Origin of the sequence: Pseudomonas sp. UBA5706, from assembly GCF_002419965.1 — a bacterium.
In the GTDB taxonomy this organism is placed as follows: Bacteria; Pseudomonadota; Gammaproteobacteria; order Pseudomonadales; family Pseudomonadaceae; genus Aquipseudomonas.
Genome location: NZ_DIHC01000007.1, coordinates 154535 through 173932, shown reverse-complemented (window position 1 = coordinate 173932; position 19398 = coordinate 154535). Strand labels below are relative to the sequence as shown.

17 protein-coding genes are annotated in these 19398 nt (G+C 58.4%); 11 read left to right on the top strand and 6 right to left on the bottom strand.

What is annotated here, in order from left to right:
• The first annotated feature begins 674 nt into the window (after window positions 1-674).
• From rmuC to B3I26_RS04220, 3 genes are all read left to right on the top strand, one after another.
• The gene (gene rmuC, locus B3I26_RS04230) at window positions 675-2039 is read left to right on the top strand and encodes a DNA recombination protein RmuC (RefSeq protein WP_296255539.1); all 1365 of its coding nucleotides are present in this window, start codon (window positions 675-677) and stop codon (window positions 2037-2039) included.
• A gap of 401 nt (window positions 2040-2440) precedes the next feature.
• Window positions 2441-3889, top strand: coding sequence for an NCS1 family nucleobase:cation symporter-1 (locus tag B3I26_RS04225; protein WP_296255351.1), 1449 nt, complete (start codon window positions 2441-2443; stop codon window positions 3887-3889).
• Window positions 3890-4083: 194 nt separating this feature from the next.
• Window positions 4084-4206, top strand: a complete 123-nt coding sequence (locus B3I26_RS04220; protein ID WP_296255348.1) for a PA1414 family protein — start codon at window positions 4084-4086, stop codon at window positions 4204-4206.
• A gap of 154 nt (window positions 4207-4360) precedes the next feature.
• On the opposite strand, the gene B3I26_RS04215 is transcribed toward B3I26_RS04220, so the two are convergent.
• From B3I26_RS04215 to speB, 3 genes are all read right to left on the bottom strand, one after another.
• Complete coding sequence (locus B3I26_RS04215; protein WP_296255346.1) at window positions 4361-4651, bottom strand: hypothetical protein; 291 nt, start codon at window positions 4649-4651, stop codon at window positions 4361-4363.
• Between the two features lie 260 nt (window positions 4652-4911).
• Window positions 4912-6291, bottom strand: a complete 1380-nt coding sequence (locus B3I26_RS04210) for a sodium:solute symporter (RefSeq protein WP_296255343.1) — start codon at window positions 6289-6291, stop codon at window positions 4912-4914.
• 222 nt (window positions 6292-6513) lie between these two features.
• Entirely contained in the window at window positions 6514-7464 is a 951-nt protein-coding gene (gene speB, locus B3I26_RS04205; protein ID WP_296255342.1) for an agmatinase, read from the bottom strand.
• A gap of 265 nt (window positions 7465-7729) precedes the next feature.
• Here speB and B3I26_RS04200 point away from each other — a divergent pair, with 265 nt between their 5' ends.
• A complete protein-coding gene (locus B3I26_RS04200; protein ID WP_296255339.1) occupies window positions 7730-8623 on the top strand; it encodes a LysR family transcriptional regulator in 894 nt (297 codons plus the stop codon).
• 11 nt (window positions 8624-8634) lie between these two features.
• Entirely contained in the window at window positions 8635-9225 is a 591-nt protein-coding gene (locus B3I26_RS04195; protein WP_296255336.1) for a tRNA-uridine aminocarboxypropyltransferase, read from the top strand.
• Window positions 9226-9240: 15 nt separating this feature from the next.
• Here B3I26_RS04195 and B3I26_RS04190 read toward each other — a convergent pair whose 3' ends face one another.
• From B3I26_RS04190 to B3I26_RS04180, 3 genes are all read right to left on the bottom strand, one after another.
• Window positions 9241-9462: a DUF6316 family protein gene (locus B3I26_RS04190; protein ID WP_296255334.1), complete on the bottom strand. Its 222-nt coding sequence runs from the start codon at window positions 9460-9462 to the stop codon at window positions 9241-9243.
• A 280-nt stretch (window positions 9463-9742) separates the two neighbouring features.
• Window positions 9743-10357 carry an NAD(P)H-dependent oxidoreductase gene (locus tag B3I26_RS04185; protein ID WP_296255331.1) on the bottom strand — a complete coding sequence of 205 codons (615 nt, stop codon included), beginning with the start codon at window positions 10355-10357 and terminating at the stop codon, window positions 9743-9745.
• Window positions 10350-11744, bottom strand: coding sequence for a class II fumarate hydratase (locus tag B3I26_RS04180; protein ID WP_296255327.1), 1395 nt, complete (start codon window positions 11742-11744; stop codon window positions 10350-10352). The genes B3I26_RS04185 and B3I26_RS04180 overlap by 8 nt, the downstream gene beginning before the upstream one ends.
• A 261-nt stretch (window positions 11745-12005) precedes the next feature.
• On the opposite strand from B3I26_RS04180, the gene B3I26_RS04175 reads away from it, so the two are divergent.
• The 6 genes from B3I26_RS04175 to B3I26_RS04150 all read left to right on the top strand — a co-directional run bounded on the left by B3I26_RS04175 (window position 12006) and on the right by B3I26_RS04150 (window position 19371).
• The gene (locus tag B3I26_RS04175) at window positions 12006-12539 is read left to right on the top strand and encodes a DUF2059 domain-containing protein (protein ID WP_296255324.1); all 534 of its coding nucleotides are present in this window, start codon (window positions 12006-12008) and stop codon (window positions 12537-12539) included.
• A 19-nt stretch (window positions 12540-12558) separates the two neighbouring features.
• Window positions 12559-12855: a BolA family protein gene (locus tag B3I26_RS04170; RefSeq protein ID WP_296255322.1), complete on the top strand. Its 297-nt coding sequence runs from the start codon at window positions 12559-12561 to the stop codon at window positions 12853-12855.
• Between the two features lie 329 nt (window positions 12856-13184).
• A complete protein-coding gene (locus B3I26_RS04165; protein ID WP_296255319.1) occupies window positions 13185-14171 on the top strand; it encodes a rhodanese-related sulfurtransferase in 987 nt (328 codons plus the stop codon).
• 36 nt (window positions 14172-14207) lie between these two features.
• Window positions 14208-14810: a DsbA family protein gene (locus B3I26_RS04160; RefSeq protein ID WP_296255537.1), complete on the top strand. Its 603-nt coding sequence runs from the start codon at window positions 14208-14210 to the stop codon at window positions 14808-14810.
• Window positions 14740-16644, top strand: coding sequence for an ABC transporter ATP-binding protein (locus B3I26_RS04155; RefSeq protein ID WP_296255316.1), 1905 nt, complete (start codon window positions 14740-14742; stop codon window positions 16642-16644). Before B3I26_RS04160 ends, B3I26_RS04155 begins: the two co-directional genes overlap by 71 nt.
• A gap of 267 nt (window positions 16645-16911) precedes the next feature.
• The gene (locus tag B3I26_RS04150) at window positions 16912-19371 is read left to right on the top strand and encodes an EAL domain-containing protein (protein ID WP_296255313.1); all 2460 of its coding nucleotides are present in this window, start codon (window positions 16912-16914) and stop codon (window positions 19369-19371) included.
• Window positions 19372-19398 lie beyond the last annotated feature (27 nt).

Here is a 19398-nt window from a genome sequence, read left to right as displayed (position 1 = left end):
ATTCCTTTTTTCAGTCCTTGCGCTTGTAGGCAGTCAGGGATTGAGGAATTTGTTCGATCAGAATTGACTTTCAGCTTGGTACTAACGGCGGCGATGCTAACTGATCCGGGGAGTGCATGCAAGTAGTGATTTGAATGTGCAGTGATCGACTGCAGATGAATGCCTGTTGTGGTTTTGGCAAGTGCTTATAGCGAATGGAAATGGACTTGTGCACATTAAAGCGCTTACCTGCCATCTCACTGTCATATTCGCTCCTAACAGGTTGATTTCAAGCAGCGATTTATTAAGTCAATGAAAAGCATCGCTTTTTTTCGTTGGTGAAAAAATCGTCAGTTTAAGCGCAGGCCCCATTCTATCTACGTTTGCGGGGGTTCAAAGGACGTTGTCCACTGAGTTATCCACAGGTTCTGTGGATTGTCCCGGGTACTCGCTCTATTGCGCGCCTTTGCGAGGCCGCTGCCGAGTGGTCTTCTTTTTTATTTGATTCTCAAACCGAATCTGACGTCAGCATGGGTTCTGCGCATAATGCCGTGAGCATTGATCGTAAGTGGGGAAATTTTATGGCTTTTGACCTCACCAGCCTGCTGCTGGGAGTGGGGGCGGCGGCATTACCGTTGCTGGTATTAGCGTGGCAACTGCAGCGTCGGGTTGCCCGGCGCGAGGCGGACGCTGCACTGCTTGACGAACGCTTGAGCAATGCGCAGATGGCCCAGGACGGTTTGAATGCACAGCTCGATGCCTGCCGGGATGAAATCAGCGATTTGAGCCAGGCCAACGCGGTCAAGCAGGCGGATCTTGCGGCACTGCGAAAGGAAGTCGACCTTTTGCGTCAACAGCATGAAGGCGCTCGCCAGCAACAGGAGCACTTGGCTCAGGAGCGAGCCCTTAAAGAGTCAGAGCTACGCCACCTGGACGCGCAGTGTGCTTCTCTGAACGCTGAGCTGCGTGAGCAGCAGGAAAGCCATCAGCAACGCCTGAGTGACTTGCAAGGGTCGCGCGATGAACTCAGGGCGCAATTTGCCGAACTGGCCGGGAAGATCTTCGACGAGCGCGAGCAGCGCTTCGCCGAGACCAGCCAACAGCAACTTGGCCAGTTGCTCAACCCGTTGAAAGAACGCATTCAGTCATTCGAAAAGCGCGTCGAAGAAAGCTATCAGCAGGAGGCCCGCGAGCGTTTCTCGCTGGGTAAGGAACTGGAGCGGCTGCAGTTGCTCAATCAGCGCCTGAGCGACGAGGCCACCAACCTGACTCGGGCGCTCAAGGGGCAGAAAACCCAGGGCAATTGGGGCGAGTTGATTCTCGAGCGGGTACTGGAGCATGCCGGCCTTGAGAAAGGGCGCGAATACCAGACCCAGGTCAGCTTGAAAGGCCCTGACGGCGAACGCTTCCAGCCTGACGTGCTGATCATGTTGCCTGGCGACAAGCAAGTGGTGGTTGACGCCAAAGTCAGCCTCACGGCGTATCAGCAATACGTGTCGGCCGACGACGATGTGATCGCGCAGGTTGCTCTCAAACAGCACGTGGTGTCGCTGCGTAATCATGTCAAAGGCCTGTCCGGCAAGGACTACAAGCGGCTTGAGGGCTTGCACAGCCTGGATTTCGTGCTGCTGTTCGTGCCCATCGAGGCGGCTTTTTCGGCGGCGTTGCAGGCGGAACCGAATATGTTTCAGGACGCGTTCGACCGCAATATCGTGATCGTCAGCCCGACCACGTTGCTCGCGACGCTACGTGTGATCGACAGCCTGTGGAAACAGGAGCGGCAAAGCCAGAACGCCCGTGAGATTGCCGAGCGCGCAGGCTGGCTGTATGACAAGTTTGTGTTGTTCATTCAGGATCTGGATGAGGTCGGTAACCGCTTGCAGCAACTCGACAAGGCCTATGGTGCGGCGCGTAACAAACTGGTGGAAGGCCGTGGGAATCTGGTTAGCCGCAGTGAACAACTTAAGCTGCTCGGCGCTCGGGCGAGCAAGCACCTGCCGCCCGATTTGCTGGAGCGAGCGATGACCGACGAAGAGGGATTGGTGCAGCTGCCAGACTAAGTAACCAGGCGCTGATCTCTGGCAGTGCGGGCTGCCAGTGGCGTCCAAGGTGCCGTGGCCAAAAATCGGACTGCTGCAGAGCATCATCTCCATCAAAAACAAATCGGGTTCGTGTATACAAGAATATTGGCTGTTTAAAGTTCCTCGCGAAAATGCACCGCCATCAAGCAAGGCTGCACTGTCATCGGGCGGTTATTGCTTCGTTTCCGTTGGTATTGCAGCACTTTATTCCGAGCTGGGACCTCTTCTAAAACCGCTATTCTGCGCCATTCCATATTCCTTACAAAGCAGCTGGCACGCATTCTGCTTCTTGGTTCGTATACAAACCAAGCCCGCTCCCGTACACAGTACGCTGAACCTGACCATTCGGGAGCCTGTACGTCCTCTCAGGGAGACACACGATGACCGAGCCAATGCCCAAAGGGTACAGCCCTCGTCTATATAACAAGGACCTGGGACCCGTGCCGCAGACGTGGACGTGGTACAACATTTTTGCGTTCTGGATGAGCGACGTACACAGCGTCGGCGGGTATGTTTTCGCGGCCAGCCTGTTTGCATTAGGGCTGGCAAGTTGGCAAGTGTTGATCGCGCTATTGATGGGCATCTGCATCGTCCAGGTAATTGCCAATCTGCTGGCCAAGCCCAGTCAGCAGGCGGCAGTACCTTACCCGGTGATCTGCCGACTCGCGTTCGGCGTCTTCGGTGCGAACATTCCAGCAGTGATCCGCGGGCTGATTGCGGTCGCCTGGTATGGCGTGCAGACCTACCTGGCTTCCAGTGCGCTGATCATCGTGGTGCTGCGATTCTTCCCACAAATGTCGGTGTACGCCGATCCACATTTTGCAGGCTTGTCATACCTTGGCTGGTTCGGATTCCTGGTCCTCTGGCTGGTGCAGGCAGCTGTGTTCTGGACCGGGATGGATTCGATTCGGCGGTTCATCGATTGGGCCGGGCCGGTGGTCTACGCGGTGATGTTCCTGCTGGCGGGCTGGATTGTCTGGAAAGCAGGATGGGCCAATATCAGCTTTACCTTGTCCGAGAAATCGCTGACCGGATGGGAAGCGTTTTCACAGGTGATCATGGCGACCGCGCTGGTGGTTTCCTATTTCTCGGGTCCCACCCTGAATTTCGGTGACTTCAGTCGCTACTGCCGAAGCATGTCCGAGGTGCGACGGGGCAACTTCTGGGGGTTGCCGATCAACTTCCTGGCGTTCTCGCTGGTGACCGTGGTTATCGTTTCCGGCACCTTGCCGGTGTTTGGCGAAATGCTGCATGACCCGATCGCTACAGTCGCGCGTATCGACAACAGCGTGGCGGTCCTGCTGGGCGCATTCGCCTTCGTGACCGCAACCATCGGTATCAATATCGTCGCGAACTTCGTCTCCCCAGCGTTCGACTTTGCCAACGTCGCGCCGAGCAGGATCAGTTGGCGCATGGGCGGAATGATCGCGGCAGTGGCCTCGATCTTCATCACGCCTTGGAACCTGTTCAATAACCCGGCAGTCATCCATTACACCCTCGATGTCCTGGCGGCATTTATCGGCCCGCTATTCGGCATCCTGCTGGTGGATTACTACGTGATCAAGAAGCAACAGATCGACGTTGACTCCCTGTTCAACGATGGTCCGAGTGGCCGCTATTGGTACGCTGGCGGGGTTAATTACACGGCCGTTAGGGCGCTGGTTCTCGCGACGCTGGTAGGTATTGCGATCACCTTCGTTCCAGCGTTGCAGCCGATGGCCAATTTTGCCTGGTTCACTGGCTGCTTTCTGGGTGGGGCGCTGTTCTTCATGTTCGCCCGCCGCCGCCAGGCCCATGAGAGTGCTGCGCTGCCAGCAGTGGTGACCTAACAGGGAGAGCAGGTGACGGCATGCCGTTGGTCGCCCGGAGTCTGGCATTTGCCGCAGTGGTCTGTCACAACGTAAAGAATAGGCAAATTTCCTGCTGCGACTTCGCGTAGCAGGCGTAAAGTGCAATTCAGCACTATGATTGCGTTAAGCGGATCAGAAGTTGGCTGCCGGCATTTCCCTGAAGGGGGCGTTATATGAATAGCAAATGGCAAGAATGGCTTCACGATGTAGGTGTTGCGCTAGGCTTGATCGAACCTCCGAAGCTGCAGCCAATTCCGGTGCGCACCAATGATGACGAGCGTCGCCCACGCCGGTGAGACAAGCGCTCGTTCTGGACTCGATAAATAGCGGGGCTATCGCCCGATAGCCCGCTTCACTGGGGACACCCACCCCGTTTGAGAACCCTGCGGTCGAGCAGGGTGCCACTTCATCTGCATCCTCATTCTTTGTGAAAACCCAACACATCCGCGTTTAGTGATGTTTCCTGGTTTTCATTTGCACCAGAATCAAATCGACCAGACCCCCTAGCGTTAGCTGGCTGTAGTCCGGGTTGTCCGGCATATGGGAAAGATCGGTCTTGATCCGGTTGGGCAGGGCGATGTCGAAGTCGCTCTGCAAATCGGCAAAGAAAACAGCGAAGTCATCGCTGTCGAGAAAGAGCTCGCGGACCATCACATCGTCCTGTTCTTGAATCACCGACTTATCGACCAGGATCTTTCCCAGTTCGTCGATCACGTGCTGCTGGATTTCGTTGCGGTCCATGAAAAGCCTCTGCTTATGATGCGTTCGAAACTCACCCCGACTTCATATACAGAGGGTTGCGGTCTGACACCCTGGTGCGGATTCGCACCCGGCATCCCCGTTCAGGCCCTTTGCCACGGTGTTGTTTCGTTAAGGCTAGTCTAGGTTGGGGGTGGAAGACTCCATGCTCCAAGATGAAATTTTGTAACCGTACACATTAAAGGGGCGCCCTAAGGCGCCCCGCGATTCGGTTCACAAGGGTTCGGCTCGCTCGAATTCACTCAGGCGACGCTGGCTACAACAGCGGGGCGTGGCGAGAACAGGCTGACCAGCACGAAGCTCACCAGACCGATCGACAGGCTGTAGTAGATTGGCGTGTTGGCATCCAGGCCATCCTTAAACATGAACAGTAGCGCTGTGGCGAAGCCCAGGCCCATGCTGGTAATGGCGCCAGCCGTGGTAGCGCGCTTCCAGTAGATGGCGCCGATCAACGGAATCAACATCCCGCCCACCAGCAGGTTATACGCCAGGGTCAGGGCGCTGATCACATCGTTCACCACCAAAGCGATGGCCAGTACGATGATGCCGGTCAGGGCCGTAAACAGACGGTTGATGCCCAGGCTCGACTGCTTGCCGCCGCGCAGTTTTGGCAGCAGGTCTTCGGTGAGGGTGGTCGAGGCAGCGAGCAATCCGGCGCTGGCGGTCGACATCATCGCGGCCAGGGCGGCGGCGATCACCAGGCCGCGTATCCCGTCCGGCAGTGAAGCCTTGACGATGGCGGCGAAAGCGGTGTTGACGTTAGACAGATCCGGCAGCAACACATGTGCGGCCATGCCAATCAGCGCGCATGCCAAGCCGTAGATGATGCAGTAGACGCCCGCGATGGATCCTGCGTACTGCGCAACTTTTTCAGTGCGCGCGGTGAACACGCGCTGCCAGATGTCCTGGCCGATGAGAATGCCGAAAAAGTAGATCAGGAAGTAGGTGATGATGGTGTCCCAGCCGATGGTCGTCCAGTTGAAGCTTGAGGCTGGCAGCTTGGCAACGAGTTGATCCCAGCCACCCACGCGATACAGGCAGATCGGCAGCAGGATGAACATCAGGCCGACAGTCTTGATCACAAACTGCACGATGTCGGTGAGAGTCAGCGACCACATGCCGCCGATGGTGGAGTACACCACGACCACGCCTCCGCCCAGCAACACCGACACCCAGAATGGCAGGTCGAAGAGCACCTGCATCACAGTGCCGATGGCCAGGATCGAGGTCACGCCGATCATTAGCGCATAGGCAAGCATGATCACCGCACTGGCCTGGCGGGCCATCGAGTTATAGCGTTTTTCGAGGATTTGGGTGACGGTGAAGATGCGCAGCTTAAGCAGTGGCTTGGCCAGAAACAGGTTCAGCGCAATGATTCCCGCGCCCAGCGCGGCACAGAGCCAGAAGCCGGAAATACCGTGAACATAACCCAGGCGCACGGTACCGACAGTGGAGGCGCCGCCCAGCACGGTGGCGGCCATGGTGCCCATGTAAAGGCTGGGGCCCAGGTTGCGCCCGGCGACCAGGTAATCCTCGTGGGTCTTGGCCTTGCGCATGCCGTACCAGCCCAGCACCAGCATGCCGGCTGCGTAGATCAGCACAACGAAAATATCTAAAGCCATGCAAATGTCTCCGATCATTGTTTTTATAGTGGGTCGCGCATCATCCGGCTGACGTGACGCAGGCACTCAGCAGTGAAGGCTTATGGGTATTTGAGCAATAGCTGTGGTCGAGATTGCGTGGCTGCGCGCGGCCCTCAAGCAGTTCGGCTTGCCAGCAATGACGTCTGCGGGGTCGAGACCTCAGGCAAACCGTGCTGCTTCAATGTGTGCGGCCGTCGCGTTTTAGCGGTGGGCGACCCCTGGCAGCACGCAAAGCATTTCGTAGAGCAGGTTGGCGCCTAGCAGCGAGGTATTGCCGGTGGTGTCGTAGGGCGGCGAAACCTCTACCAGGTCGCAGCCGATCAGGTCCAGGCCTTGACAGCCACGAATGATTTCGATGGCTTGGATGGTCGTCAGCCCACCGATTTCCGGGGTTCCCGTGCCAGGTGCCCAGGCCGGATCGATGCCGTCGATATCGAAGCTCAGATAGACCGGGCCACCGCCAACTTTCTCGCGTACTTCAGCCATAAGCGGGGCCAGCGACTTGTGCCAGCACTCTTCGGCCTGCACCACACGAAAGCCCTGTTTGCGGCTCCAGTTGAAGTCCTCGGCGGTGTAGCCCTGGGCACGCAAACCGATCTGCACCACGCGATCACAATCCAGCAGGCCTTCTTCCACCGCTCGGCGGAAGGTGGTGCCATGGGCGATTTTCTCCCCGAACATGTGATCGTTGACGTCAGCGTGGGCGTCGATGTGCACCAAACCCACCTTGCCGTGTTTCTTGTGGATGGCGCGCAGGATCGGCAGGGTGATGGTGTGGTCACCCCCCAAGGTCAGCGGGATGATGCCATGTTCGAGGAAGCCGTCGTACGCCTGCTCGATGATGCGCACCGCGTCCAGCAGGTTGAAAGTGTTGATGGCTACGTCGCCGATGTCGGCAACCGACAGCGAGTCGAATGGCGCAGCACCGGTGGCCATGTTGTAGGGGCGAATCATCACCGATTCGGCGCGGATTTCACGCGGTCCGAAACGGGTCCCGGCCCGCAGCGATGTGCCGATGTCCAGCGGCACGCCAATAAAGGCCGCATCAAGTCCCGCGGCCGATTGCAGGTGCGGCAGACGCATCATGGTTGCGATGCCGGCGAAGCGCGGCATTTCGTTACCGCCCAATGGTTGGTGGAAAATCTTGTCCACGGGATTGCCTCATCGGTGGTTATTAATAGTTGTAGTCGTGGGCGGATTCTGCAAACCGCACGGGCTGCGAACAATCGCTGGAGCAAAATACTTAGTTCAGAGATTTCTGAAGTAACGCAAAAATCAGGTTAAGCTGCCGCGCATTGCGGACGTGCGCCAGGGTTTCGCGCTCCTGGAACGTTGATGACGGTGCGCGGCCGATCTCTGGCAGCACCAGCAGACGGCAGCAATCCGACTCGATCGTATGATTCTTACCGGTGTCTTCATGGCCAACGCATTACCTGATCTGAAACTGTTACGTATCTTCGTCTGCGTGGTTCGTCATCAGGGCTTCGCCAGCGCCCAGCAGGAGCTGAACCTGTCGACCTCGGCGATCAGTACCTACATGAGTCAGCTGGAGTCGGCATTGGGCATCGTGTTATGCCACCGAGGCCGTGGCGGCTTCAGCCTGACTAGCAAGGGCGAGCTGTTTCATCAGGAAACCTTGCGCCTGCTCGGCGAGCTGGAGGGCTTTGAGCTGTACGCCGCCGCGCTGAAGGGCGAGTTACGCGGCACGTTGAACCTCGGAGTGCTGGATTCGACCGTGAGCGACCGCGCGCTGCCGTTCGCCGAAGTGATCGGCGCCTACAGCGAAGAACACCCGGCGGTGCATCTGCATCTTTCGGTCATGAGTCCTTACGAACTGCAGCTCGGCGTGCTGGACAACCGCCTGGACCTGGCCATTGGCTCGTTCTCCACCCGCATGAACGGGCTGCTGTATCAGCCGTTGTATCGCGAGCAGCACTGGTTGTACTGCAGCAATCGCCATCCGCTGTTCGTCGAGCGCCGTATCCCTGCTCCGGTGATCACCCAGCAACGCATGGTCGGTCGGGGTTACTGGAGTCAGGCGGAACTGGCGCGGCACGGGTTCAAGCACAGTGCGGCAACTGTGGAGAGTATGGAGGCGCAATTGATTCTGGTGCTTTCAGGGGCCTATATCGGGTATTTGCCTGAGCACTACGCGCAATCCTGGGTGGACTCTGGGCATCTGCGGGTGCTGTTGCCTGCCACGTTCGGCTACCAGGCGCCGTTCTCGATGATTCTGCGGCGCGGTCGCAGCCGTGAACCGCTGATTCAGACCTTCCGTGACTTGCTTAAAGCTCAACTCAACCCGCTCTAGGAGGGCTGGCCATGGCGCGTGCCCGCTGCGAACAGTGTCATCGACCGCAAGACCACTGCCTGTGCAACCTGATTCCTCGGCTCGACAGCCGCACCCGCGTCCTGATTCTGCAGCATCCCAGCGAGGCCAATCACGCGCTGAACACCGCCCGACTGGCCGCGCTGGGACTGAGCAACGCGCAACGGGTGGTGGGTGAGGTGTTCGAGGATCTGGCGCACTGGCTGGACGTGCCCGGTTACCAGGCAAGGTTATTGTTCCCGGGGGAGGAGGCGACCGCGCTCGGTCCGCAACGTAAGGATGACACGCCGACGTTGCTGGTAGTCCCGGACGGCACCTGGCGCAAGGCGCGTAAGTTGCTGCACCTCAATCCACGGCTGGCAGCGTTGCCTAAAGTCACTTTGGAAAACGCGCCAACATCCCGCTATCGACTGCGCAAGGCACCGGGACCGGGTGCTTTATCGACGCTGGAGGCGATCACCCATGCGTTGCAGACACTTGAGCCGGATCGTTGCTTTGAGGCGTTGCTACGGCCCTTCGATGCCTTGATCGAGGGGCAGATTACGGCGATGGGGGAGGAAACGTTTCGCCGCAACCATTCATGAAACTCATAGCCGGCCTCAGCCGTTCAGCGACGTCGGTGGTTCGTCCGAAAAAACCTTGCCTGGCTGCATGCGCCGGATATACGCGTCGGTCTCTCGTGCAGCATCTTCCTTGGTGTAGAAGGGTCCTTCCAGGGTATTTTCGCGGGTGCTGAAAAAGTACAGGCCATTGATACGGGAGACGCGGTCGCTACGAAAATGCACGGCGGTATGACGGTCTTGCTCACGCTTGCTTAACATTGCCTTCTCCGGTTGCGAGAGTTTAGAGGGAACGATTCAGGACAGCTAAACCCGTTGGAACAGCAGCCAGAAAACGATTTCACAGCGTGAGACGGAAAAGTTGGCTGGGCGTTCGATACTTTACTCCAACGAGTGAGCGACCGGTAATCGGGCTAGTCCGGCCTATGGAGTAAGCTGTCGGGGCTTCTGTGCCCGATGCAGGGGCTGATTCTGCGTAGCCTGCAGAAGCCAGACTCAAGTAGAGCCCAGCCAGCCAGGCAATCAGACTGCCGCTATCCAGTCACTTCTTTCCCAACGCCTCGGCCTGATGAATCCACTGCTGACGCTGTTCTTCGGTCGAGGTGCGCACCGGGGAAAACTCAGTCAGGCGCTTGGTCTTGATGCCACAGAAATCCAGGATCGTTCTTTTCATTTGTCGATGGGCCGGCGCCTTGAACACCCAGCGGAAATAGCGCGAAGGCGTGTCCAGCGTCACCAGCAATTCCGCGGTCCTGCCTTTGAGCAGTTCGTTGGAAGGATGATGGCGCCCGTGGGCCTTGAAGGCGAAACCCGGCATGAACACGCGATCGAAGAAACCGCTGAGCAGGCTCGGCAAACCGCCCCACCACACTGGGTAAACGAACACCAGATGCTGGGCCCAGTGGATTTCCCGCTGGGCCTCCAGCAGATCGTGCTCAAGCATGTGGCCTGATTCGTAGCCGCCGCGCAGCACCGGGTCAAATTCCAGTTCACTAAGTTTCAGCACTCGCACCACATGGCCCTGACTGCGCGCGCCCTGGGCATAGGCTTCACCCAGCGCGTGGCAGAGGCTGATGGACTTCGGCGAACCGATGACCATCAGAATGCGTTTGCCATACCCTTCCAATGGGGTGGCGCCGCTGATCGGCTCAGCCATTGCTGCCGGCCCCCAGCATTTTCTCGGGACGAACCCAGGCATCGAACTCGGCGTCGGTCAGCAAGCCCAGCTGCAAGGCCGCTTCGCGCAGGCTCAGGCCTTCGCTGTAAGCCTTTTTGGCAATCTGCGCCGATTTGTCATAGCCGATGTGCGGGTTGAGTGCAGTGACCAGCATCAGGCCGCGTTCCAGGTGCTCGGCCATTTTCTCGGCGTCCGGTTCCATACCCGCAATGCAGTGCTCGTTAAAATTGCGACAGCCGTCGCCCAGCAGACGAATCGACTGCAGCAGATTGTGAATGATCACCGGCTTGAACACGTTCAGTTGCAAATGGCCCTGGCTCGCGGCGAAAGAAATGGTCGTGTCGTTTCCCATGACCTGACAGGCCAGCATGGACAATGCTTCGCACTGCGTCGGGTTGACCTTGCCGGGCATGATCGAACTGCCCGGTTCGTTGGCCGGCAGCTTGACCTCCGCCAGACCTGCACGCGGACCCGAACCCAGAAGGCGCAGATCGTTGGCGATTTTCATCAGGGCCACTGCCAATGTCTTCAGTGCGCCTGAAAGCGCCGTCAGCGGCTCATGCCCGGCCAGCGCCGCGAATTTATTCGGCGCAGTCACGAACGGCAGGCCGGATAAAGCTGCCAGTTCGGCGGCCACGGCTTCGGCGAAACCATGGGGTGAGTTCAGCCCGGTGCCGACCGCCGTGCCGCCCTGAGCCAGCTCGCAGACGGCGGGGAGGGCCGCACGAATGCTCTTTTCGGCATAATCCAGTTGCGCGACGTAAGCCGACAGCTCCTGGCCAAAGGTGATCGGCGTGGCGTCCATCATGTGCGTACGGCCGGTCTTGACCAGCTTCATGTGGCGCGACGACTGTTCGGCGAGGCCTGCGGACAGTTCGGCGATGGCGGGCAGCAGTTGTTCCTTGACGGCCTGAGCAGCGGCGATGTGCATGGCGGTGGGGAAGCAGTCGTTGGAGCTTTGCGAGCGGTTGACGTGATCATTGGGGTGGACCGGCGATTTACCACCGCGTCCCTTGCCGGCCAGTTCATTACCGCGTCCGGCGATCACTTCGTTGACGTTCATGTTGCTTTGCGTCCCGCTACCCGTTTGCCAGACCACGAGCGGGAACTGCTCATCCAGTTTGCCACTGAGCACTTCGTTTGCGGACTGTTCGATGAGTCGGGCGATATCGGCGGGCAAATCGCCGTTGCGGTCATTGACCCTCGCGGCCGCCTTTTTGATCAGGGCCAACGCATGCAGCACCGGCAGCGGCATGCGCTCCTGTCCGATGTCAAAGTTGATCAGCGAACGTTGAGTTTGTGCCCCCCAGTAAGCGTCTTCAGGGACTTCGATCGGACCTATACTGTCGGTTTCGGTACGGCTCACTGGAATCACTCCTTAAGGGTCGAATGGCGCAGTTTAGTACCCGGCACGCAGTTTCGGTTCCCGATAATGGCTGTGCGGCACGAAGATGCGCGCTAAACGTGCGACGAAAAGCCGGGTCTGCGTGTGCAACCTTTATGGAAGGGGCTGGTCGTCTGACGGCGATTTGACCGTCGGTAGCGCCGGGGGTTGAGCGCAGGACGAAAAGGGGCGCAGAATGTGCGGCCTTGGGGTTCAGCCTCGCCTGCTAGATAAGGAAACTCGATGACCCGTCTTCGTGCCATCTGTGCTGCGGTCGCTCTGGTGTGTGCCAGCGGCCAGGCCCTCGCCGCCACCGCCAGCCACGATGCCAGCGCTGTAGCCTTCCTCAAACTGGCTCACGCCGATCAGTTGGGTGCGCCGATTTACATGCAAGCGCAGCAAATGTTCGCCCAGCGTTTCGCCGAAACCAAAGCGCCAGAGTCCAAAAACGCCGTGCTGGAAAAATACCAGGCGCAGGCCAACGCCGCTCTGGACAAGGTCATTGGCTGGGACAAGCTGCAACCGGACATGGTCAAGCTGTACACCGATAACTTCAGCGAGCAAGAGCTCAAAGACCTGGTGGCCTTCTACCAGTCTCCGCTGGGCAAGAAAGTCCAGGCGAAGATGCCGCAGATCAGCCAGCAGTCGTTCCAGATGACTCAGGACAAACTGCAAGCTGCAGTGCCAGTGGTCAACAAGCTGCTAGCCTCCATGACCAGCGAACTCGCTCCGGCTGGCGCCAAGGTTGCCCCGCCAGCGCCTGCCAAGAAGCCGTAAGCCATAGGTGAAGCCAGACATGAGCATGCAACAGCGAATCGAATCCGCGTTGACGGTCTTTCAGCCCGAGTACCTGCAAGTGCTCAACGAAAGCCACATGCACAGTCGCGGCACCGACACTCACTACAAGGCCGTGGTGGTCAGCGACCAGTTCGCTGGCCTCAACGCCGTCAAGCGTCACCAGAAGGTCTATGGCCTGCTGGGTGGCCTGATGGGTGAGTTTCATGCCTTGGCGCTGCATACCTATACCCCGCAAGAGTGGTCGAAACTGGGCGCTGCCCCTGATTCGCCGACCTGTGCCGGGGGGCATGACTGATTAGGAGCGACGCTCTGGTCCGCCTCGTTTGCTGAATGGATACGTTCCCCTGTGGGGGCGCATTATTCGCGACGCTACTTCAGGGCTTAGAACCGGCTCGGTTCTTACGGACCAATCGCGAATGAATTCGCGCCCGCAGCTTGATGCCTCGACATTAGGGTCTGTTGGTTGCCCCATTTGACCTGGATCAAATTTCCGCCGATCACCCCCTCTGTCTGCCAGCCGCCGATATTTGCTAGAATCCGCGCCGCGTTGCCGGGCTGGCACGCTTTGACCTGAATCATTCATCCGGTAGGCCCTTTGCGAGGGTCACCACCTGGAGACGCAACATGACCCAAACCGCCCCCATCGTCGTCGCGGCGCTGTACAAATTCGTCACCCTTTCAGACTACATCGAACTGCGAGAGCCGTTGCTCAACGCTATGGTCGACAACGGTATCAAAGGCACGCTGCTGATCGCCGAAGAAGGTATCAACGGCACTGTGTCCGGCAGCCGCGAAGGTATCGATGGACTCATGGCGTGGCTCAAGAACGACCCACGCATGGACGACATCGATCACAAGGAGTCGTACTGCGACGAGCAGCCGTTCTATCGCACCAAGGTCAAGCTCAAGAAAGAGATCGTGACCCTGGGCGTTGAAGGCGTTGACCCGAACAAGGCCGTCGGTACCTATGTCGAGCCTCAGGACTGGAACGCGTTGATCGCCGATCCGGAAGTGCTGCTGATCGATACCCGTAACGATTACGAAGTTTCCATCGGTACCTTCGAAGGCGCTATCGACCCCAAGACCACGAGCTTTCGCGAGTTTCCCGAATACATCAAGGCTAACTTCGATCCGGCCAGGCACAAGAAGGTCGCGATGTTCTGCACCGGTGGCATTCGCTGTGAAAAGGCCTCCAGCTACATGCTTGGCGAAGGTTTCAAAGAGGTTTACCACCTCAAGGGTGGCATTCTCAAGTATCTGGAAGAAGTGCCTCAGGCAGAAAGCCAGTGGCGCGGGGACTGCTTCGTATTCGACAATCGCGTGACCGTGCGCCATGACCTGAGCGAAGGCGACTACGATCAATGTCACGCCTGCCGCACTCCGATCAGCGCTGAAGATCGTGCAAGCGAGCACTACTCGCCAGGCGTCAGCTGCCCGCACTGCTGGGATTCGCTAAGCGAGAAGACCCGCCGCAGTGCTATCGATCGGCAGAAGCAGATCGAACTGGCCAAGGCGCGCAATCAACCCCATCCGATTGGTCGTAACTATCGCTTGCTCGATGGCCAATCCGACAGGCGACAGGCTGAAGAAACCCAGACCTCTGAGGCTTGAATCATGGACGCTCGCTTGCTCTATGTGATGGACCCGATGTGTTCATGGTGCTGGGGCTTTGCTTCGGTGGCCGACGCACTGGTCGAGCAGGCGAGGGTGGCGGGCCTGCCGTTGCATCTGGTGGTGGGCGGGCTGCGTACCGGCAGCGGTGCTGCACTGGAGCCGACCACCAGGCGCTATATCCTCGAACACTGGCATGCGGTGCAGGGCACCACGGGGCAGTCGTTCAGATTTGAAGGCGCCCTGCCTGACGGGTTCGTCTACGACACCGAGCCCGCCTGCCGCGCCATCGTCGCTGCGCGCAGTCTGGCGCCGGACATTGCCTGGAAACTGGTCAAGGAAATTCAGCAGGCTTTCTACCTGCAGGGTCGCGATACCACCAGCGCCGCGGTGTTGGCCGAGCTGGCCGAGAACGCCGGCTTGCCGCGTATCGAGTTCGCTGAAGCCTTCGACAGTGCTGAGCAGCACGCCGCCACCGCCTCGGACTTTTCCTGGGTTCAGGACCTGGGTATCGCCGGCTTTCCCACGCTGCTCGCCGAGCGCAAGGGTCAGTTGGCGTTATTGACCAATGGCTATCAGCCTCTGGAAGAACTGGCACCGTTGCTCGGCCGTTGGCTGGAGCGCGCAGCCAGTGCCTGATCGCGTCGATAGAGAAGACTCAGGCAAAGTGCCCGCCGACTATCCACTGGCCAAGGTCGATCGCCTGGACTGGGCGCAGATTCGCAAACTTGCCCTGCGCCACCGAAAATCCCTATGGATTGCCAACAGCGTCGCTGTGCTGGCGGTGATGTGCTCGGTGCCCATCCCGTTACTGCTGCCGTTGTTGGTTGACGAGGTGTTGCTGGGCAAAGGCAACTCGGCGTTGCTGTTCATGAACAACCTTCTACCCGACAACCTGCATAAGCCAGTGGGCTATATCGGGCTGATGCTGGTGGCTACCTTGTGTCTGCGGCTGGGTGCGTTAGTGTTCAACGTAGTACAGGCGCGTCTGTTCGCGAGACAGGCAAAGGACATCGTCTATCGCATCCGCATACGGCTGATCGAACGGCTCAAGCGGATTTCCCTGGGTGAATACGAAAGCCTTGGCAGCGGTACGGTTACCGCGCATTTGGTCACCGATCTGGACACGCTGGACAAGTTCGTTGGCGAAACCCTGAGCAAGTTTCTGGTAGCGATGCTGACGCTGACCGGCACGGCGGCGATTCTGGTGTGGATGCACTGGCAACTGGCATTGCTGATCCTGCTGTTCAACCCGCTGGTGATCTATGCCACGGTCAAGCTGGGCAAGCGCGTCAAGCACCTTAAGAAACTGGAAAACGACAGCACCTCGCGATTCACTCAGGCGCTGACTGAAACCCTGGATGCGATCCAGGAAATCCGTGCCGGTAACCGTCAGGGTTACTTTCTCGGGCTGCTCGGCGGTCGGGCCAGGGAAGTGCGGGATTATGCCGTTTCCTCACAGTGGAAAAGCGATGCCTCGGGGCGCGCCAGTGGGCTGCTGTTCCAGTTCGGCATCGATATCTTTCGCGCCGCTGCGATGTTGACGGTGTTGTTTTCCGACCTGTCCATCGGCCATATGCTCGCGGTATTCAGCTACCTCTGGTTCATGATCGGCCCGGTTGAGCAATTGCTGAACCTGCAATATGCGTTCTATGCAGCGGGCGGTGCCCTGACCCGGATTAACGAGTTGCTTGCCCGCACCGACGAGCCGCAGTACCCGGGCGGTGCCAATCCGTTCGTGGGTCGGGAAACCGTCAGTATTGAGGTGCGTGGCCTGTGCTTTGGTTACAACGAGGAGTTGGTGCTCGATCACCTTGACCTGTCCATCACTCCGGGCGAGAAGGTGGCGATCGTCGGCGCCAGCGGCGGTGGCAAGAGCACGCTGGTGCAGCTGTTACTTGGCCTTTACAGCGCCAGGGCCGGAAGCATTCGCTTCGGCGGAGCGAGCCTGGAAGAAATTGGCCTGCAGACCGTGCGCGAACACGTCGCCGTAGTGCTGCAGCATCCCGCGCTATTCAACGACACCGTCCGCGCCAACCTTTCCATGGGCCGCGAGCGAACCGATGCAGCCTGCTGGCAGGCATTGCAGATCGCCCAGCTGGACGCAACGATTCGCGCCTTGCCGCAGGGGCTGGACAGCGTCGTCGGACGTTCCGGTGTGCGGTTGTCCGGCGGCCAGCGTCAGCGGCTGGCAATTGCGCGAATGGTGCTGGCCGATCCCAAGGTGGTGATTCTCGACGAGGCCACCTCGGCTCTGGATGCGGCCACCGAATACAACTTGCATCAAGCGTTAAATCGTTTTCTCAGTGGTCGAACCACGTTGATCATTGCCCATCGGCTGTCTGCAGTGAAGCAAGCTGATCGCGTTCTGGTCTTCGATGGTGGCAGCATCGCCGAAGACGGTGATCATCAGCAGCTCATTGCCGATGGCGGCCTTTACGCCCGTCTTTATGGCCACCTGCAACAGATCTGATACAGCTTGTCGGTTTTTTGCACACCAAGTCTCAAATGGCGTATCGCCAGTGGAACACGTCAATTCTTAGGCTATGCTCACTCCCGTGTTCAGCAAATGTGTTAAAAGCGTCATATTTACGTCTCCGCTCCGGAGTGTGTCATTCTGTGAGCGGCACGAAAGTAAGAGAAGCACCCCGCTGCATCGTGGAATTAGCCGAGTTCCTTGTTCAGGAAAATTGCCTGAAACCGGGAGTAAGTATCTGGCAGTGCTGATAAAAGGGACACCATGAAGCAAAAGCGGATCCTCGAGAAGCCCAGGTTGGTGGGCATCGTCTGGCCATTTATCGCTGTATTGTTATTACAGGCGCTGGTTGGCTGCGTCAGCCTTTCCATGATGTCTGCGGTGCGCAGCTACGTCGGCGGGGAGAGCCTTTGGTCCAAGGGCCAGAAGGACGCCATCTACTACCTCAACCTCTACGCCAACAGCCGCGACGAGATCAATTACCAGAAGTACCAGCACGCTATCGCCATCCCTCAAGGCGGACATGATCTGCGCTTGGCGATGGATCAACCCAAACCGGATATCGCTCGTGCCAAAGCAGCCATTTTGCAAGGTGGGAACGATGCGGCCGATGCCCAGGGCATCATCTGGCTGTATTTGAATTTTCGTCATTTCAGCTACCTGAAAAGAGCCATCGACTTGTGGAAGATCGGTGATGACTATCTCGTGGAACTGGACGACGTTGCCCGGCAGATGCATGTGCGCATCACCGAAGGCAGCGCCACCCATGCTGACGTCCTGGCCTGGCGGCAGCGCATTACCTCCATCAATGAAGGCGTCACCCCCGCGGCCATGGCGTTCAGTGATGCGCTCGGGGCCGGCTCTCGGGTGATCCTGCGCATTCTGGTTGTGGTGAATCTGATCACGGCCATGTTGCTGATACTGCTGGCGCTGTTGCGCACTCATAAATTACTCGAACAGCGGCACGCTTTTGCGCTGGCGCTGCAAACCGAGAAGGAACGGGCGCAGATCACCCTGGAATCTATAGGCGACGGGGTTATCACTACCGATGTGGACGGCTCGATCGCCTACATGAACCCTGCAGCTGAGCAATTGACCCACTGGAAAGCCGGACAGGCCGCAGGTTTGCCGCTCGCCGCGCTGTTCAACCTGCTCGATGAAAACGACCAGAAAGACAGCTCGACGCTGATCGAGCGCATCCTCAGCGGCAAGCTGGCCGGGGGCAGCGAAAACGCCAAGCTGATTCAACGACTGGATGGCAGTACGGTGTCGGTGGCGCTGGTGGGCTCGCCGATCCGCACCGAGGGTGAGGTCAGCGGCGCGGTGCTGGTGCTGCATGACATGACCCAAGAGCGCCAATACATCGCCAATCTTTCCTGGCAGGCGACCCATGACGCCCTGACCGGCCTGGCCAACCGTCGCGAGTTCGAATATCGGCTGGAACTGGCGCTCAGCGGCCTGGTGCATCAGGCTGGACGTCATTCGGTCATGTTTCTGGATCTGGACCAGTTCAAGCTGGTGAACGACACCAGCGGTCACGCGGCCGGCGACGAGTTGCTCAGACACATCTGCGCGCTGCTGCAGCAAGGCATTCGCGAGGGCGACACCCTGGCGCGCCTGGGCGGCGATGAATTCGGGATTCTCCTGGAACACTGCTCTGCAGAAACGGCTGAGGCGATTGCCGAAGGTTTGCGGATGACGGTCGAGAGCCTGCATTTCGTCTGGAAAAGCCGACCGTTCGTGACCACCGTCAGTATTGGCCTGGTGCACATTTCCAACACGCCGACGACCTTGGAGGCGTCCTTGCGTTCGGCGGACATGGCCTGCTATATGGCCAAGGAAAAGGGCCGCAACCGCGTGCAGGTTTATCATGACGATGACTCGGAATTGTCCACCCGCTTCGGCGAAATGGCCTGGATTCAACGCTTGCACATGGCACTTGAAGACAACCGTTTCTCGCTGTATTCCCAGGAAATCGCACCGCTCAATCGGGATGCCGGCGTAGGGGGCGGTCACGTCGAGATCCTCCTGCGTCTGCGTGACGAGTCCGGTCGCATGATCCTGCCAGACAGCTTCATTCCTGCCGCCGAGCGTTACGGGATGATGACGACCCTGGATCGGTGGGTGGTGCAGAGTGTGTTCAAGGTCATTGCCGAATGCCTACACGCCAATCATGGTCCGATGGCGGTGTGCGCCATCAACCTGTCTGGCACCAGCATCGGCGATGACGCCTTCCTGGAGTACTTGCGACAGCAGTTCCAGATCTATGCAATTCCCCCTGAACTTATCTGTTTCGAGATCACCGAAACCAGTGCGATCGCCAATTTAGGCAGTGCAATTCGGTTCATTAACGAGCTCAAAAGTCTGGGGTGCCGTTTTTCGCTGGATGACTTCTGTGCAGGCATGTCGTCTTTCGCATACTTGAAACATTTGCCTGTGGATTTCCTCAAGATAGATGGCAGCTTCGTAAAAGATATGCTCGACGATCCGGTCAACCGGGCGATGGTAGAAGTAATCAACCATATCGGGCATGTCATGGGCAAAAAGACGATCGCCGAGTTCGTCGAAAACGCCCATATAGAGCAGGCGCTAATGGAAATCGGTGTGGACTACGCTCAGGGGTATATCATCGAGCGACCGCAATTATTCACCTGTGAATGCCTGCACGCACGCCCCGCGAGGCAGACCCCAATGTTGTTCAGCGCACCCGGGACTTTTCGCTGAACAACCCGATGCAACACAACATAAGGA

Bases quoted from the DNA above. Each gene is read 5' to 3' on its own strand.
- B3I26_RS04225 (WP_296255351.1), top strand. From the start codon at position 2,441: ATGACCGAGCCAATGCCCAAAGGGTACAGCCCTCGTCTATATAACAAG.
- B3I26_RS04220 (WP_296255348.1), top strand. From the start codon at position 4,084: ATGAATAGCAAATGGCAAGAATGGCTTCACGATGTAGGTGTTGCGCTA.
- B3I26_RS04215 (WP_296255346.1), bottom strand. From the start codon at position 4,651: ATGGACCGCAACGAAATCCAGCAGCACGTGATCGACGAACTGGGAAAG.
- B3I26_RS04210 (WP_296255343.1), bottom strand. From the start codon at position 6,291: ATGGCTTTAGATATTTTCGTTGTGCTGATCTACGCAGCCGGCATGCTG.
- B3I26_RS04200 (WP_296255339.1), top strand. From the start codon at position 7,730: ATGGCCAACGCATTACCTGATCTGAAACTGTTACGTATCTTCGTCTGC.
- B3I26_RS04195 (WP_296255336.1), top strand. From the start codon at position 8,635: ATGGCGCGTGCCCGCTGCGAACAGTGTCATCGACCGCAAGACCACTGC.
- B3I26_RS04190 (WP_296255334.1), bottom strand. From the start codon at position 9,462: ATGTTAAGCAAGCGTGAGCAAGACCGTCATACCGCCGTGCATTTTCGT.
- B3I26_RS04185 (WP_296255331.1), bottom strand. From the start codon at position 10,357: ATGGCTGAGCCGATCAGCGGCGCCACCCCATTGGAAGGGTATGGCAAA.
- B3I26_RS04175 (WP_296255324.1), top strand. From the start codon at position 12,006: ATGACCCGTCTTCGTGCCATCTGTGCTGCGGTCGCTCTGGTGTGTGCC.
- B3I26_RS04170 (WP_296255322.1), top strand. From the start codon at position 12,559: ATGAGCATGCAACAGCGAATCGAATCCGCGTTGACGGTCTTTCAGCCC.
- B3I26_RS04165 (WP_296255319.1), top strand. From the start codon at position 13,185: ATGACCCAAACCGCCCCCATCGTCGTCGCGGCGCTGTACAAATTCGTC.
- B3I26_RS04160 (WP_296255537.1), top strand. From the start codon at position 14,208: ATGTGTTCATGGTGCTGGGGCTTTGCTTCGGTGGCCGACGCACTGGTC.
- B3I26_RS04155 (WP_296255316.1), top strand. From the start codon at position 14,740: ATGGCTATCAGCCTCTGGAAGAACTGGCACCGTTGCTCGGCCGTTGGC.
- B3I26_RS04150 (WP_296255313.1), top strand. From the start codon at position 16,912: ATGAAGCAAAAGCGGATCCTCGAGAAGCCCAGGTTGGTGGGCATCGTC.